The following is a 12916-nucleotide window of genomic DNA, read 5'->3' on the forward strand; positions in this document are numbered from 1 at the left end:
AGAATCGGTATAACGGACGCGAACAGAATATGTTCCGTCAGATTGTTTTTTATAACTCATTTTAATTTCTTCCTGCGTCCCGGCTTGGAGAAATTAATGAGTAAGTAGTTTAACGACTTGCTCAGGTCTGGTATGTATCCCCGCAGAAGCGGGGGATTACTATTTTATGTCCATATTTTTAGAAAAATAGCGAGGTATATGCGCCCCTTTATTTTAATTGAGTTTTAGTTATTTCTTCATGAAGCGCTTCTAAAAATTTGGCTTGCATTTTTTGCATGATGGGCGCATTTGGTGCGATTAAATATTTGCGTCCATCTCTTAAAATAATGCCTGCCTCGATCATTTCATTTAAAGCTTTTCTGGCTTGATAATCATTTTCATATTTTGATTTTATATCACCTAATTTTATGACAGGTTTTTCATTTAACACTGCATATGCAGGTTGCCAGTTTTCAGGTAGATTTTTAAGAGTAGATAATTCGTCGGGAATACTCCAAATTTGAATTTCTGTTTTATCAAGATTGGTGTGTATATCTGGATTTTTTAATTGAAGTTTGCGAGAAACAGAATAAATTCTTGGGCCGCCACTACCCGTTCGTTCGCCTAACTTTGCCTTTTGAAAGGCGCGGAAGAGAGTGGGGTTTCTTGGTTCGGAGTCTCCTCCAATAGCGAACTGATCAATTGGAATAAGCATTTCGCCAGGATTGCTGAATGAAATATATTCCGGGAATACTGTGATTTTCACAGGTAAAGTTGATTGATAGTCAGCATGAACTAATGAATTAACTAATGCTTCACGAATGGAACTAAGTATATGAGTTCCAGTATCTTTTCTAACAGCTTGATTATCTAATTCAAATTGATTGGTAATTCTACTAGTTGTTTTAGACCATACCATTTCAAAAAAAGAATATATGTTATTGACATCTTCTCCAGTTGTTATACGGTCTGTGTAATCAGGCTCATTCGGATATTTTCTAACAGTATAATCAAGAAAAAAATTCGGAAAAAAATATGTTATGGTATCAAATTTACCAAACATCAAAAGAGCTGCCTTGTTCAGATATGTTTCTCTTTCGGGAGAATCATAGTCAAATGTTGCAAGACCAACTTTTTGCAAAAATGCCATTGTATCCATCTCTAAAATTGAATCATCATTCTCTATATCTGCGATTTTACTTTTGAATTTAATAACATCTGGTAATGATAAATCAGTAAGTTTTAATTGAGGTAATAACTCGCTATCGACGTTGTTGCTAAATGATTTTAACATCTTAATAACTTCAGCATGCTTAGCTGTAATATCACCTTCATTTTCACGAATATAAGTTCCTTTAAACATATCCCGTCCTATGAAAATTGGACGAGCATGGATTTGTTTTGGAATGTAGATTGAAAGGAAATTCTTATCTTCATTTTTAATTTCTTGAATATTCTTTTCGAAAATAACCTTCTTTGAAAGGGGGGTCTCAGAAGCTTTTGGATTTTCAAATGCTTTTACTTTAGCGTTTTGAGTGTTTAGTAAATTACGTTTTGTTTGCTCAACGTCATCAAGCCCTAAAGGTATTAGTTCTTTAGTTGATGTATTTTCATCAACACCAAGAATAATTGTTCCTCCAGAAGTATTGGAAAATGCGCTAACAGTTTCCCACAAGCTTTTTGGTATTCCTCCGGAAGCTTTTTTATATTCAATATTGATACCTTCTGGTTCAAATTTTAATTCTTTCATGGATTATCTCCTATATATAACTAAAAACTACCAATTAATTTCAATTTACTATTTGCAAAGGAATGCCTATATATAAGCATTTTTAGATTGTTTTAATATATTAAAAATGATTATCTTCGAAAAAAGAAAATTATCTTCGAAATAATTCGTAGATATAGCAGTTTAATGTGGATGCTTAGCACATATGTATCCCGCAAGAGCGGGGGATTAAGATTAATCGTTTAAATGTTGCACTGCATAGGCAGCCTCATCTGGTGTGAATTTATCACCAGCATCAGAAGATAGCTGGTCTTGAATGGCCGCTGGGGACATAGACATATCATCCTGGTATGTTTTGGCTGACTTAACAGCGTTTTTATTGTAATCAGCCTTTAAATTATCTACTGCATATTGGGCTGCCTCGGCACTGAACTTATCACCAGCATCAGAAGTTAATTGGTCGTAGATACCAGCTTTAGACATATTCATCATATCAGAATATGTTTTTGCGCTACTTAGCGCTGATTTATACTCAGCTGGGACAGATGAATCTTCTGAACTTGAACTTTCGTTAGTATTGGATTTTGAACTAGTTGCTGACTGTGATGAATTATCATCAGAATTAGAACCCATATTACCACCAATAATAGCTACAACAATAATTGCCAGTAGCCAGAACCAAACACGTTTGTAGAAAGGTTTCTTTTGAACGTAAGTATTTCCGTTCTCATCAGTAATCTTTTTACTCATAATACATATACTCCTTGAGCCTTTTAATGTGGATGCTTAGCACATAGTTTCACAATGATGAATAAATTAATACTCGTATTGAACGTCTGTAATGGCGTCGATAACTGTATTTTCATAGGTTAAAACTGGGAGATGAAAAGCTTCCATAAAATTGTATGGGTTACGATATTCCAGTGGTGTGTGTTTAAAAGAAAGGTGAGCTAAGATGTTAACCATTCCGGTGTTAGCGATGACCTCAGCTTCATTTCTTAATCCAATAGAGAAGTTGTAAAGAGAAGGCTCAGAACTTCCATACAGGACATGAGACAGCTCGTGCGCCTTTCTAGCGACGACAGGTACATCAATATTGAAATTTGTATTAATGATGATAATAGCAGGTTTGTTTTCACGAATAATAACCGTGTCTGGATCATCAACTTCAAATTCATCAAAATATAATTCTATATTTTGAGAACAGATAATCTTATCAACTTCTTCTTCCAACAGTTCAAATTCCATGCATTAATCCTCGTCGCCATCTACTAATTTAATAATGTCTAATATTCCTCGTTTAGCTTTGTCAGAGAGATCTTTACCTTGGAAACGCATAACAACACCTTTATCCTCTAAAGCAGCGTCTAAATCAATTCTCTCAGGCTCAGCGGATGGTCCCTTTTTATTTGGCGTCATCTCATCAGTATTTCCCAATAGGTAATCGACGGAAACGTTGAGTGTGTCAGCGATTAATTTTAATGTACCTAATTTTGGCTTTACAGTTTTGTATTGGTAGATCATATTTGTACTTAATCCTGATCTCTCAGCGACAGTTTGGAGTGATAAACCCCTAAGCTTAGCGGTTTCTTTTATTTTTTCATATAACGTCATTTTTTAGTCTCCGAAAAGATGACAGACTATTTTTACAGTAATCATAAAAAACACTTGCGCAAATTTACAGTAACTGTTATAGTTAGTTCATCGAGTAATAATTGCAACAAAAAAACAAGCAATAATTAATGTAACTTTGGTTGGGAACGTTAATATAGCGGGTTTATTTTGTAATTTTTAGTATGATTTCATTTTACAGTAACTATGAATTTATTGCAATAATTACTTGAAAAATTACACGAAAGAAAGGAGAGAGACGATGGATGTAAAAACGATTTGCAAGGTTGAACGATACATTGATTTTTTAATTGACAAAGAAATGCAATTAAAAAGTGATGCAAGAGCTGAAGCAATTGCATCACTAGTGAATAGTATTAAAAACTAATAGGTGTAGGTTCTGCGTTATTAAAAATAACGTATTTAATATCAGGGCTTTCAATAATAATAATTTCGTTTTCAGAAATAAAACTAAAAGTTCGATCATATTGAGACGAAAACATTTCGAAATTTTCATCTGTGTACTCAAATTTAGTGGTTCCTGAGTTACGAGCAATAATTTTAGTTAAATTTTCGATGACGAATTTATTACCATCTTTAGTGAAAATGGTTGTTGATTTCATAATATTTTCTCCTTTCGTAAATGTAGGGGAATGATTAAACATTCACAAAGTAAATTATAGCAAAAATTATAGTAAAAGGGGGTATTTCATATGCCAATGACAGAAGCAAAAGGAACGATGTATCAAGCAATTGATAATTTTAGTTCGTTTCTAAACAAAAATGGTTATCGATTACGAAGTGATGCGCGTAAAAGATTAACAAATGACGTTGGAATGAATGATCAACGATTTTCAGCGTTAGTTAACGGTAAAACGCACGGTCGAGCAGCATTCGATAAATTGAACGAAATTTTTAACTACGTAGGTTATTCCGGTGAAAACTGGGTACTAGTTTAAAAAAACAAAAAGTCATCCCGGCTTGGAGAAATAATATGAACAGTATGGTTGAAGTAATTCGCGATTTAGCTGATGCTATTCGCGAAAAAAATAGCGATTCGCCTTGGATTGACAGTGATAAAAAAGCTATTGCGTATCTGCCATTCGGTAAAACGGTTTTTTATGAACTAAAAAAGAATGCCGAAATTCCATATAGGACTTTGGTAGATCAAGGAATAGCAATTGATTTTTATGATAAAAGAGAACTAGATAAATGGCTGGAAAGTTATTCATCGAAAATAGGAGGTAAATAACATGACGGAATTAGTATTTTTTCTTTTAGGAGCTATAGCGATTCTATTTTCAATGTTGATTGCAGAACGGTTGATTGAAACGCCCGCTAATAAGCGTGCAGAACAGCATAACTTAGAGCCGTGGCAAGTGGCTGAACAATGGCACAATCACATTTTAGGAGAGAAATAATGAAGACTATTAGTCCAGTAATAGATATCAATACAGAAGACGATTTTAATCAATGGGTTAGCGCTCGCGACTTGCATGAATTCTTACAAGTAAAGAAGGATTTTAAGGTATGGGTGGATCAAGTTAACCGGATGTTTGATTATGATTTTATGGCAATGGAAGTTCCTAAACTAACACCTATCGGTAACAACTATGACTATGTTGTACCCATTGATACAGCGATTGAAATCGCAAATATGTTGGCCACTGGTTCCTGTTCGGATAACAAACTACGGGAGAAGGCTGATTTATTATGGCAAGTTGCAGTAGTTACTAAGATACACAAAATGGATCAAAGCAAGGAGCTAACCAATGAATAAACGGCAAAGTAAGAAGCAAAAGTTATCTAGTCAGGTAGAAGATTTGCAGAACATATCATCTCTCAATATGGAAATGAACAGCGATACAAATGTACGTATCGATAATATCGTTGAGCGAACTAACACTAATTTTGAGTCAGTGGCTAAAGAAATTGCTGAAACTGATAGCAACATAAATCGAATTTTAGACGCTCAAAAAAAGGAAACGTCAGAAGTTCGTAAGAATAGGCTAGCTATTTTAGATATGCAGCGAAAGTTAAAGATTGCTCGTTTTATTGATTTATTATTGGTAATCACAATTTTATTTTTATCGATTAGGAGTTGACCAATGAAAACAAATGATTTGATTGATGAGTTAATTTTTAAAGAAGGCGTTCAGATGTTTGAACAACGGAAACAATACACCTCTGGTTACGACATTGAGATCACAAAAAGGTTTGAAAATGGTCAAGAAAAAAGGCACCCGAAGATGCCTGATGAATTCGTAGCTATCATCGTTCCAAAAACACTAATAAAAAAAGACTAGCCGCCTGCAAGCATAGCTAGTCAATGTACAAATACAGGAGAATTTTAACATGGAAAAATTAATTTTTAAAGCAAAAGATAGAAATGATGAAAGACAACATCGGCAATATAATCCTGTTTTTCTTGATTATAAATCACACCAAAAAGTTAAAAGTTTAAGCGAGGCGACTGGAATATCAATGCGTGACATCGTTAGAACATTTATTGATTTTGGTATTGAAAATATGGCTGTTGAAGAATCCGAAGATGGTTCTAAGCCTGAATAAGTAGGTGTATTCAAATGAAATCAGAAGCAAAACTACAAACCAAAGTTATCAGATTTTTAAAGGATAACGAACGGTTTGTTATTAAGACGCAGGGAGGCACACCGGGCACGCCGAACGGTACGCCTGATGTAATTACTATTAACCGGCAGGGAAAGCTGTTAGGGCTCGAATTTAAGCGACCAGACGGTAAAGGGATAGTAAGTCCTGAACAAAAGGCTATGGGCGCAAAGATTAGAGATAATCGAGCGTTGTGGTTTGTTATTGACAGTTGGGAAGCGTTCGAGGAGGTGTGGGACATTGGTTCAACCTCAGTTTAAGTTATATGACGCCCAACAGGCTCAATTGGATAAGTCGAAGCCTACTTATTACTACATTATGAAAATGGGAACTGGTAAGACCGTTGTTGGGTTAAGTCACGCGATGAAGTGGGTGCCCGATAAAGATGTATTGGTTGTAGCGCCAAGGCAAGTTGTAAAGGCAAAGAGTTGGCAAAAGGATGCTGAATTAGTCGGCTTTAAAAATGATTTGCAAGTAGTTACGACTGATGGAATTAAAAAGCTATCAAAGGCTGACGTTGCAAATAAATTAATTATTGTCGATGAGGCTCACAAGTTTAAAAACAAGTCAGCGCGATCTGAACATTTGCTTAAGTTATTACATTCAGTCAACTCATTTGTATTTCTATCTGGAACACCAACCAATGGAAAGCTAGACGACTTAGAAATGTATGCTTTGTACTTTGGCCATGTTCGAACTAAAAAAGAGTTCAAGGATATGTACAAAGTAGCCGAAACACCACACTGGAGCAAATACCCAATCTGGCATGTTGGTAAGCAGACTGAAAAATTAACAGAATGGTTTAAGTCGATTACAAGCGATGTTGTGACTTTAGATGATATTGCAGAGTTGCCGACTGTTACCGAACGGACGATTGATTTTAATGCTGACAGTAATTATAAGAAAACAAAAATGTCATACAAAAAGGATGACAAAGTTATCTTTGATAATCCGACAGCACGCCGAATTTATCAACGTCAGAACCAAAACAACAAAGCAAAATGCGATTGGTTAGATAGCGTAAAAGAAGAGTACGGACAAGACAAAACCATCATCTTTTACACGTACAACACTGAACGAGACTTACTCGATGAACGTTTAAAAGACTTCAATGTTGGTCACGTCAACGGGGATGAATTTAACCCAAAAGGCGACTTTATCTTAATTCAATTAGCGAGTGGTTCAGGGCTTACATTGAACGAATATAAACATGCTATTTGGTGGTCGTTGCCTGATAGTTTTATTGATTTTGATCAGTCAAAATATCGAAATTATCGAATCGGTCAAGAAGCGAAAATCACGCGAGATTACCTAATTGTGCACGGAACAATTGACTTGCCGATGTGGTTATCGCTATCGCGAAAAGAGAATTTCAATATGGAAATGTTAGAGGATTAAAGATGAAAGATTTTAAAGAAGTTTTAGAAATTGCGAAGCAGATGGGTTTTAATCGAATGTCACCAACACGAGCACGCAAATTCCAAGAAAACCCAATGCGTGCTTTATATGATACGACGGATGAATTTCCATGGTGGACGGGCGATAGCAAAGCGTTAGATTATGGTTCAATTGTGCATAATTTGGCTGAAGGTATTGACGTGGATAAGTTCCCTGAAAAATTAAAGGAAAGAATTGTTTCATCTCGAACCGGTAAACCATTTGCTTGGACTAATGAAGCGATGACTGTTGGAAAGGCAGTTAATAGTTACTTTGATAAATTGCTAGGTGATGGATCATATACCTTTGAACAAGAATTGACGTTAGACAAATCGGATGGAGTGAAATATCACGGATATGCGGATGCTATTTTAGAGCGAAGTAATGGAAGTGTAACCGTCTTTGATATTAAAACTATGGCTGGAATGGAGTTCGATAAGTGGATTAATCGAGGTTATGAACCAGATAGCTTAAGCACCTATAAAAAGCAGATTGCCTTTTACGCAATGGTGCTAGGAACCCAAGATGCCAAGTTATTGTTTGTTAAGAAATCAGATAAAACGCCGTTCATTCATGAATATGCATTGAGTAAAGCAGAACTAAGCGAAGCTCAATACGATGTTATGGACGAGATGGAAAATGCGTTAAAGATTATTAATGGTGAAGAAGCGCCAAAGGCAATCAATGATGGTAGTCAATGGGCATTTAAATATTTTGGGGGAACAATATGATTACAGTAAGCAAGCCAATTGAAGAAGTAAAAATTATCAGTCCGTTACCAAATAATATTTTGGTTACCGGGGAAGCTATGGCGGGTAAAACTACTTTTGTTGGAGATTTCCCGCTACCATACTTTTTGTCGTTTGATGGAAATGCGGTAAAAGAAGGGCGACAAGGTGAGGACTTGCATGAAACACAAGATTGGATTGATAAAAAATACACCCATAAAGATATTGTCGACGCGATTAAAGACATTGAAAGAGCCGGTTATAAAACAATTGTAATTGATACGGTTGAAGATATGATCGATGCGTTTACGGCTGAAATAACTGGTGGTGGTCCTATCGAAGATATGAGTGGCAATAAATTTTCAGGTTGGGGTAACTTTAATAAAAATTTTAAAGAGGTTATCAGTGCTGTTCAAAAAAGCGACTTGATAGGTGTATTCATTACTAGAACTACCGTTGAAGACGGTGAAAATGTAAGTGATGCACGAAAGAAAAGTATGTCTTGGTTAAACGGACATCTTGACGGGATTATCCATATTAAATTGGAAGATCATACAGCACAGTGGACGAAACATCGTGGTTACTGGAAGCCAGAAGACCTACCAGATTACTTGGCACGGGTAATTGATCCAGACCGAGAAGCACAAGAACGTAAAGCAAACGCAATGGCACGTAAAGCAGAACTTTTGAAGAATAAGGGAGATAAATAATAATGGCAAACTATACAGATATTTTTAAGAACGCAGCAGCAAAGACTAATGAAGATGTGGTTTCAGAAGGTGGATTTAATCCATTGCCAGAAGGCGTATATAATTTGAAAATTGTTGATGTTCGATTTGATCCATTCCATGACGGACAATCATTCGCATTTGATTATGAGACGGAAAACGGTCAGCGCGCTTCTGAAACATTCAGTATTGAAACCCGTGATGCTAATGGTGCAGATGTTAAACAATCCCGCCTAGAGAATAATGTTAATCGACTAGTTGCACTTATGATTTCAGTGCAAATGGCTGGTATCTTATCAGCTGATGATTTTGAAAAAGGTGATGCACATGTAGTCGAAATGTTATTACCAATGGTTGACTTAACGTTCTGGTCAAAGGTGACGGTATATGAATATGTCAACAAGAAGAATGAAAAGCGCTCTAGAAATCAATTCACTCATGAAAAGGAGCGACCAGAGGAAGACTAAAGGCCATGAAAAAGATAGATGCATTAGGTTTTATAAAACAAGGGTACAGCGTTGTACCGGTTTTAAATAAAAAACCAGTTGTAGGATTTAAAAATGGTGAAATCGATAAACGTTGGGTACTGAGTAATTGGAAAAATGATTTTGATATTGCGGTAGTTTCTAGCGGAACGGATTGGTTTTGTGTTGATTTTGATAACGAACAAGTTTTCGAAAGATTTGCGCCGTTGGTTTCTAATGGATTTATCGAAAAAACAAAACGTGGTTATCATGTTTATTTTATGCAGCCAGAAGATGAGCCGTTTACTCAAATATTACCGCTGGTAGCGGGAATGGATATTAAAGGTAGCAAAAATAATTATGTAGTTACGCATGGTAATTTACCTGATATTGACGAACTTCCAGAAGCTAGTGAAGAACTAATTGACTTTATTAGAAACACCGAACCGGTTCAAAAAAGTTCGGCATCAAGCATCGTTCAAATTGGCGATACCGGATTTATGTCCCAACCACTTTTTAATGTGATTAGAGATGGATGGGGTGATGTTGGAACACATGATGTTACTATCACGGATTTCATTTGGATGTTATTTGCATACGGTGCAAGTGTCGAAGCTGTAAAATATATGGTCGCATTAGCAGATGGAGCTACCTCAACATCTACTTATAGACCAGAGGAGTTGATGCGCAAGGTTGATAACGCGTGGAAGAAATGGGGTGGTAACTAATGGCTATGAAAACCGCAGGAGTTGCGGAGTTGATTAGAAAATCGGGCCTCGAATTAGTGCAAGACACATTTACGAAGAAAACTTTTAATCGAAAGCGAAAATGCTGGAACACAGTTGGGTAGAAGTTGGTGAAATTACCGATAATATTATCCCGATTTTACAAGTTTATTTAGAACGTAATTTTGATGGTCAATATCCTACGAGCAAAATCAAAGACGCTATTAAAATTGTTGCTGTTGAAAATCAATTTAGAGAACCGGCAGCACGTTTTGATAGGTACGATAAAGAATGGGATGGGAAAAGTAGATTAAATAATTTAGGACAAACATTTTTCGGAAATCCTAAAGCTAACGAAGCGTTGCGATTAATGATTTTGTATATGGTAGCCGGTGCTTATGGTCATATTGTAGATTGGCAATACACGATTGACCTAATCGGAAGACAAGGGACTGGTAAAACACAATTTCTTAAAAGATTAGGTGGCGAATATTATACAGATCAAATTACATCGTTCCGAGATAAAGATAGTTTAGAAGTAATGGCCGGGAGTTTATTAGTTAATGATGATGAAATGCTGGTTTCAAGCGGAAAATCATCTATTGAGTTTAAAAAATTCATATCATCTGTCAAATTAACGTTTCGTGCTAGTTATGGATATGTAAGTGAAACACATAAAAGACATTTCGTAATTGCACGAACAACTAATAATTTTAGTTATATCAAAGATTTAACAGGTAATCGTCGTATTATTCCCGTGATTGTTTATGAAAATAATAGAGATCGTCATCCAGCAACTATTACACCGGAGGAAGCGTCTCAAATTATCGGAGAAGCCGTACGAGAATTTGATTGGAATAAGTTGCAATTAGAGTCGCGTGAATTTGATAAAACAATTGGTGAAGTTATGAAAGAAACAATTAACGAGCTTTCAAGCGATGGAGACTTTTCAGATAAAGTTGAAAAATATATTGAGATGCGCGATGGTGAATCTTTCAGCAAAAACGACGTTTTCAATTATATTACCGAACAAGATGCAAGTTTATTGAACGAAGCAAGTGCCCGCTACTTAAAGCAAAAAATCGTGGATGTATTAAGTGCGATGGGTTATCGAGAAAAAGTTGTTAAGTATAAAGGTAAAACTAAACGACTAATGCTACAAGATGATGGAAATTAATATCGGTTACAAAACGGGTTACAAAACTAGAAAATATTCTCAAAAACGGGTAAAAGGTTACAAAACTTTTCAGTGATTTTATATATTTTGACGAAATTGTCTAAAAACATCGAAACTTCTTGTAGTTGTTTGTAACCACAAAAGCTTATAAACGTTGCTATGTAGCGACCGGTTACAAAACCGATTGAAGTTGTAACCATTTTGTAACCGCCTTAGTCGGTTGGTAGACATAGGCTAGGGACCTCTTGGTTCCAATATAATTAAAAATAATATATATATATATTATTTATTAGTATAAGGGGACTTGTAACCTGTAACTTGTAACCGGGTTAAAAAAGGTGGAAATATGAATCTGGAAGAACAGCTCGGGGAAAGCTATAACCGAATTGATAATTTGCAAAATAAAATATATCAATTTGATTTGGGCAAAGCAGATTTTGAAGATATGAATAGATTAAAACAGTTGGGCAAACAATTAATTGAAGAATCTAAAATTTATCAAAAGTTTATTGGAGCAGGAAATGGAACTAGATGAACGATTGGAGAAAGAAGCACAGACCTGGGGGTTTGAAAGCTGGGACGAATTTAAGAATGCGGAACCAGAAAAAGCACACAAGATGTACTTTGAAGTGATCTATGGAGATGATCCCCTTTTGAGGTTTTACTAATGGAATATAGAAACAAAGCATACAGATTAATTAAAACATTGTATAGAATCGCAGAGCTCATAGTTGTCTTTGTCTTATCTGTCGCCTGGGTTGGAGTAACGCTTACGATGGCTATTAAATTAATGGGTGCTGGATATATCTACACGGCAGGTGGATTGTTGTTACTAATAGCTTTAGCAATTTACACTCGATTTATTGCTAAAAAGATAATCGAAGACGTTCGGAGATTATAACAATGAAGTACGCATATAAAAATAAAGATGGGCTGTATTTCAAGGAGCATTATCTGAAAAACGGCAAGCGAGATTGGCAGTTTACTGATGATTTACGCAAAGCCTACACAGAAAGTATAAAAACACCGCAGTACGGGCGACATGTTAAAAGCAAGTTTGATGGATATAAAGTCGAGGAGGTTGAGCTATGAGGGGTAAAAGAGCAAATTATGTAGTTTATGACCGAGACGAACTGCCTGTAACGTTTGGTGATGTATTTGATGTTTCTGATTTTTTAGGAATGAGAGTTGATTCAGTTTACTGTGCGGTTTCAAGAAGGAATGCTACAAAAAGTGGATATACGATTGAAAGGGTATAGATAATGGCTGATACAAAATTTATTGAATTACAGAAAATGTTAGGCAAGCAAGCAGCAGAAAAAGCGATTGATGTCAGCAATAGTCAATATTTTAAAGAGAGTACTTTTTCGTTCTCGTATAACGGTCATAACTTTAAGATGACGATTGAGGAAATGGAGTGGTGAAATGGCTTCGATGTTTGTTAGTAGTGGTTCGAAGAAGCAACTAGAAATACAGACAGAATCTATTAAAAGCTTACGCATTGAAAAGCGCAAATTAACGGAAAGTCTCCATAAATATGAAGCGATAGAAGGAGCGATGAGCGAGCTCGATAACAGTCAGTATTTGAATATATGGACTGGCGAAATTGTTTCCGCTAATGGAAATAAGTATGAAGTGACTATTGAAAAAACATAAGGGTAAAAAATTGTAATAAAAAAGCCAGCTCACGCCAGCGGTTAAGTAGAGTAA

At 35.7% G+C, this 12916-nt stretch carries 27 protein-coding genes; 22 read left to right on the forward strand and 5 right to left on the reverse strand.

Going from position 1 to position 12916, the window contains the following annotated elements; genetic code table 11:
• Positions 1-208: 208 nt before the first annotated feature.
• The 4 genes from ACJQWY_RS01135 to ACJQWY_RS01150 form a co-directional block, all read right to left on the reverse strand.
• The gene (locus tag ACJQWY_RS01135) at positions 209-1729 is read right to left on the reverse strand and encodes an ATP-binding protein (protein WP_407075921.1); all 1521 of its coding nucleotides are present in this window, start codon (positions 1727-1729) and stop codon (positions 209-211) included.
• Between the two features lie 213 nt (positions 1730-1942).
• On the reverse strand, positions 1943-2458 hold the full coding sequence (locus ACJQWY_RS01140; protein ID WP_407075922.1) for an Ltp family lipoprotein: 516 nt from the start codon (positions 2456-2458) through the stop codon (positions 1943-1945).
• Positions 2459-2524: 66 nt separating this feature from the next.
• Positions 2525-2956, reverse strand: coding sequence for a hypothetical protein (locus tag ACJQWY_RS01145; protein WP_407075923.1), 432 nt, complete (start codon positions 2954-2956; stop codon positions 2525-2527).
• A gap of 3 nt (positions 2957-2959) precedes the next feature.
• On the reverse strand, positions 2960-3322 hold the full coding sequence (locus ACJQWY_RS01150; RefSeq protein ID WP_407075924.1) for a helix-turn-helix domain-containing protein: 363 nt from the start codon (positions 3320-3322) through the stop codon (positions 2960-2962).
• A 259-nt stretch (positions 3323-3581) separates the two neighbouring features.
• On the opposite strand from ACJQWY_RS01150, the gene ACJQWY_RS01155 reads away from it, so the two are divergent.
• Positions 3582-3707, forward strand: coding sequence for a hypothetical protein (locus tag ACJQWY_RS01155; protein WP_407075925.1), 126 nt, complete (start codon positions 3582-3584; stop codon positions 3705-3707).
• Here ACJQWY_RS01155 and ACJQWY_RS01160 read toward each other — a convergent pair.
• On the reverse strand, positions 3697-3942 hold the full coding sequence (locus ACJQWY_RS01160) for a hypothetical protein (RefSeq protein WP_407075926.1): 246 nt from the start codon (positions 3940-3942) through the stop codon (positions 3697-3699). The two genes, ACJQWY_RS01155 and ACJQWY_RS01160, sit on opposite strands and share 11 nt — an antisense overlap.
• A 90-nt stretch (positions 3943-4032) precedes the next feature.
• Here ACJQWY_RS01160 and ACJQWY_RS01165 point away from each other — a divergent pair, with 90 nt between their 5' ends.
• The 21 genes from ACJQWY_RS01165 to ACJQWY_RS01265 all read left to right on the forward strand — a co-directional run bounded on the left by ACJQWY_RS01165 (position 4033) and on the right by ACJQWY_RS01265 (position 12862).
• The gene (locus ACJQWY_RS01165; protein ID WP_407075927.1) at positions 4033-4278 is read left to right on the forward strand and encodes a hypothetical protein; all 246 of its coding nucleotides are present in this window, start codon (positions 4033-4035) and stop codon (positions 4276-4278) included.
• Between the two features lie 35 nt (positions 4279-4313).
• On the forward strand, positions 4314-4571 hold the full coding sequence (locus ACJQWY_RS01170) for a hypothetical protein (protein ID WP_407075928.1): 258 nt from the start codon (positions 4314-4316) through the stop codon (positions 4569-4571).
• Between the two features lies 1 nt (position 4572).
• Positions 4573-4740: a hypothetical protein gene (locus ACJQWY_RS01175; protein WP_407075929.1), complete on the forward strand. Its 168-nt coding sequence runs from the start codon at positions 4573-4575 to the stop codon at positions 4738-4740.
• A complete protein-coding gene (locus tag ACJQWY_RS01180) occupies positions 4740-5099 on the forward strand; it encodes an antA/AntB antirepressor family protein (RefSeq protein WP_407075930.1) in 360 nt (119 codons plus the stop codon). The genes ACJQWY_RS01175 and ACJQWY_RS01180 overlap by 1 nt, the downstream gene beginning before the upstream one ends.
• Positions 5092-5424, forward strand: a complete 333-nt coding sequence (locus ACJQWY_RS01185) for a hypothetical protein (RefSeq protein WP_407075931.1) — start codon at positions 5092-5094, stop codon at positions 5422-5424. The genes ACJQWY_RS01180 and ACJQWY_RS01185 overlap by 8 nt, the downstream gene beginning before the upstream one ends.
• A 3-nt stretch (positions 5425-5427) precedes the next feature.
• A complete protein-coding gene (locus ACJQWY_RS01190; protein WP_407075932.1) occupies positions 5428-5625 on the forward strand; it encodes a hypothetical protein in 198 nt (65 codons plus the stop codon).
• Positions 5626-5674: 49 nt separating this feature from the next.
• A complete protein-coding gene (locus ACJQWY_RS01195) occupies positions 5675-5890 on the forward strand; it encodes a hypothetical protein (protein ID WP_407075933.1) in 216 nt (71 codons plus the stop codon).
• Positions 5891-5904: 14 nt separating this feature from the next.
• Positions 5905-6207 (forward strand): VRR-NUC domain-containing protein, encoded by a 303-nt coding sequence (locus ACJQWY_RS01200; RefSeq protein WP_407075934.1) that lies wholly within the window; start codon positions 5905-5907, stop codon positions 6205-6207.
• Positions 6188-7345 carry an SNF2-related protein gene (locus ACJQWY_RS01205; RefSeq protein ID WP_407075935.1) on the forward strand — a complete coding sequence of 386 codons (1158 nt, stop codon included), beginning with the start codon at positions 6188-6190 and terminating at the stop codon, positions 7343-7345. Before ACJQWY_RS01200 ends, ACJQWY_RS01205 begins: the two co-directional genes overlap by 20 nt.
• A 2-nt stretch (positions 7346-7347) precedes the next feature.
• Entirely contained in the window at positions 7348-8115 is a 768-nt protein-coding gene (locus ACJQWY_RS01210; protein WP_407075936.1) for a PD-(D/E)XK nuclease family protein, read from the forward strand.
• The gene (locus ACJQWY_RS01215) at positions 8112-8822 is read left to right on the forward strand and encodes an AAA family ATPase (RefSeq protein WP_407075937.1); all 711 of its coding nucleotides are present in this window, start codon (positions 8112-8114) and stop codon (positions 8820-8822) included. The genes ACJQWY_RS01210 and ACJQWY_RS01215 overlap by 4 nt, the downstream gene beginning before the upstream one ends.
• 2 nt (positions 8823-8824) lie before the next feature.
• The gene (locus tag ACJQWY_RS01220) at positions 8825-9307 is read left to right on the forward strand and encodes a hypothetical protein (protein WP_407075938.1); all 483 of its coding nucleotides are present in this window, start codon (positions 8825-8827) and stop codon (positions 9305-9307) included.
• A 5-nt stretch (positions 9308-9312) separates the two neighbouring features.
• On the forward strand, positions 9313-10032 hold the full coding sequence (locus ACJQWY_RS01225; protein ID WP_407075939.1) for a bifunctional DNA primase/polymerase: 720 nt from the start codon (positions 9313-9315) through the stop codon (positions 10030-10032).
• 100 nt (positions 10033-10132) lie between these two features.
• A complete protein-coding gene (locus ACJQWY_RS01230) occupies positions 10133-11206 on the forward strand; it encodes a VapE domain-containing protein (RefSeq protein ID WP_407075940.1) in 1074 nt (357 codons plus the stop codon).
• A gap of 346 nt (positions 11207-11552) precedes the next feature.
• A complete protein-coding gene (locus ACJQWY_RS01235) occupies positions 11553-11741 on the forward strand; it encodes a hypothetical protein (protein WP_407075941.1) in 189 nt (62 codons plus the stop codon).
• A complete protein-coding gene (locus ACJQWY_RS01240) occupies positions 11728-11874 on the forward strand; it encodes a hypothetical protein (protein ID WP_407075942.1) in 147 nt (48 codons plus the stop codon). The genes ACJQWY_RS01235 and ACJQWY_RS01240 overlap by 14 nt, the downstream gene beginning before the upstream one ends.
• Positions 11874-12107, forward strand: a complete 234-nt coding sequence (locus ACJQWY_RS01245) for a hypothetical protein (protein WP_407075943.1) — start codon at positions 11874-11876, stop codon at positions 12105-12107. Before ACJQWY_RS01240 ends, ACJQWY_RS01245 begins: the two co-directional genes overlap by 1 nt.
• Positions 12108-12109: 2 nt before the next feature.
• Positions 12110-12298, forward strand: a complete 189-nt coding sequence (locus ACJQWY_RS01250; RefSeq protein WP_407075944.1) for a hypothetical protein — start codon at positions 12110-12112, stop codon at positions 12296-12298.
• On the forward strand, positions 12295-12465 hold the full coding sequence (locus ACJQWY_RS01255) for a hypothetical protein (RefSeq protein WP_407075945.1): 171 nt from the start codon (positions 12295-12297) through the stop codon (positions 12463-12465). Before ACJQWY_RS01250 ends, ACJQWY_RS01255 begins: the two co-directional genes overlap by 4 nt.
• Before the next feature lie 3 nt (positions 12466-12468).
• The gene (locus tag ACJQWY_RS01260) at positions 12469-12630 is read left to right on the forward strand and encodes a hypothetical protein (RefSeq protein ID WP_407075946.1); all 162 of its coding nucleotides are present in this window, start codon (positions 12469-12471) and stop codon (positions 12628-12630) included.
• Position 12631: 1 nt separating this feature from the next.
• A complete protein-coding gene (locus tag ACJQWY_RS01265) occupies positions 12632-12862 on the forward strand; it encodes a hypothetical protein (protein ID WP_407075947.1) in 231 nt (76 codons plus the stop codon).
• Positions 12863-12916 lie beyond the last annotated feature (54 nt).

Source organism: Weissella kandleri (assembly GCF_045504165.1).
GTDB classification, from domain to species: Bacteria; Bacillota; Bacilli; order Lactobacillales; family Lactobacillaceae; genus Weissella; species Weissella kandleri_A.

Excerpts from the sequence above, each read along its gene's own strand:
- ACJQWY_RS01135 (WP_407075921.1), bottom strand. The coding sequence starts at position 1,729 with ATGAAAGAATTAAAATTTGAACCAGAAGGTATCAATATTGAATATAAA.
- ACJQWY_RS01140 (WP_407075922.1), bottom strand. The coding sequence starts at position 2,458 with ATGAGTAAAAAGATTACTGATGAGAACGGAAATACTTACGTTCAAAAG.
- ACJQWY_RS01145 (WP_407075923.1), bottom strand. The coding sequence starts at position 2,956 with ATGGAATTTGAACTGTTGGAAGAAGAAGTTGATAAGATTATCTGTTCT.
- ACJQWY_RS01150 (WP_407075924.1), bottom strand. The coding sequence starts at position 3,322 with ATGACGTTATATGAAAAAATAAAAGAAACCGCTAAGCTTAGGGGTTTA.
- ACJQWY_RS01155 (WP_407075925.1), top strand. The coding sequence starts at position 3,582 with ATGGATGTAAAAACGATTTGCAAGGTTGAACGATACATTGATTTTTTA.
- ACJQWY_RS01160 (WP_407075926.1), bottom strand. The coding sequence starts at position 3,942 with ATGAAATCAACAACCATTTTCACTAAAGATGGTAATAAATTCGTCATC.
- ACJQWY_RS01165 (WP_407075927.1), top strand. The coding sequence starts at position 4,033 with ATGCCAATGACAGAAGCAAAAGGAACGATGTATCAAGCAATTGATAAT.
- ACJQWY_RS01170 (WP_407075928.1), top strand. The coding sequence starts at position 4,314 with ATGAACAGTATGGTTGAAGTAATTCGCGATTTAGCTGATGCTATTCGC.
- ACJQWY_RS01175 (WP_407075929.1), top strand. The coding sequence starts at position 4,573 with ATGACGGAATTAGTATTTTTTCTTTTAGGAGCTATAGCGATTCTATTT.
- ACJQWY_RS01180 (WP_407075930.1), top strand. The coding sequence starts at position 4,740 with ATGAAGACTATTAGTCCAGTAATAGATATCAATACAGAAGACGATTTT.
- ACJQWY_RS01185 (WP_407075931.1), top strand. The coding sequence starts at position 5,092 with ATGAATAAACGGCAAAGTAAGAAGCAAAAGTTATCTAGTCAGGTAGAA.
- ACJQWY_RS01190 (WP_407075932.1), top strand. The coding sequence starts at position 5,428 with ATGAAAACAAATGATTTGATTGATGAGTTAATTTTTAAAGAAGGCGTT.
- ACJQWY_RS01195 (WP_407075933.1), top strand. The coding sequence starts at position 5,675 with ATGGAAAAATTAATTTTTAAAGCAAAAGATAGAAATGATGAAAGACAA.
- ACJQWY_RS01200 (WP_407075934.1), top strand. The coding sequence starts at position 5,905 with ATGAAATCAGAAGCAAAACTACAAACCAAAGTTATCAGATTTTTAAAG.
- ACJQWY_RS01210 (WP_407075936.1), top strand. The coding sequence starts at position 7,348 with ATGAAAGATTTTAAAGAAGTTTTAGAAATTGCGAAGCAGATGGGTTTT.
- ACJQWY_RS01215 (WP_407075937.1), top strand. The coding sequence starts at position 8,112 with ATGATTACAGTAAGCAAGCCAATTGAAGAAGTAAAAATTATCAGTCCG.
- ACJQWY_RS01220 (WP_407075938.1), top strand. The coding sequence starts at position 8,825 with ATGGCAAACTATACAGATATTTTTAAGAACGCAGCAGCAAAGACTAAT.
- ACJQWY_RS01225 (WP_407075939.1), top strand. The coding sequence starts at position 9,313 with ATGAAAAAGATAGATGCATTAGGTTTTATAAAACAAGGGTACAGCGTT.
- ACJQWY_RS01230 (WP_407075940.1), top strand. The coding sequence starts at position 10,133 with ATGCTGGAACACAGTTGGGTAGAAGTTGGTGAAATTACCGATAATATT.
- ACJQWY_RS01235 (WP_407075941.1), top strand. The coding sequence starts at position 11,553 with ATGAATCTGGAAGAACAGCTCGGGGAAAGCTATAACCGAATTGATAAT.
- ACJQWY_RS01240 (WP_407075942.1), top strand. The coding sequence starts at position 11,728 with ATGGAACTAGATGAACGATTGGAGAAAGAAGCACAGACCTGGGGGTTT.
- ACJQWY_RS01245 (WP_407075943.1), top strand. The coding sequence starts at position 11,874 with ATGGAATATAGAAACAAAGCATACAGATTAATTAAAACATTGTATAGA.
- ACJQWY_RS01250 (WP_407075944.1), top strand. The coding sequence starts at position 12,110 with ATGAAGTACGCATATAAAAATAAAGATGGGCTGTATTTCAAGGAGCAT.
- ACJQWY_RS01255 (WP_407075945.1), top strand. The coding sequence starts at position 12,295 with ATGAGGGGTAAAAGAGCAAATTATGTAGTTTATGACCGAGACGAACTG.
- ACJQWY_RS01260 (WP_407075946.1), top strand. The coding sequence starts at position 12,469 with ATGGCTGATACAAAATTTATTGAATTACAGAAAATGTTAGGCAAGCAA.
- ACJQWY_RS01265 (WP_407075947.1), top strand. The coding sequence starts at position 12,632 with ATGGCTTCGATGTTTGTTAGTAGTGGTTCGAAGAAGCAACTAGAAATA.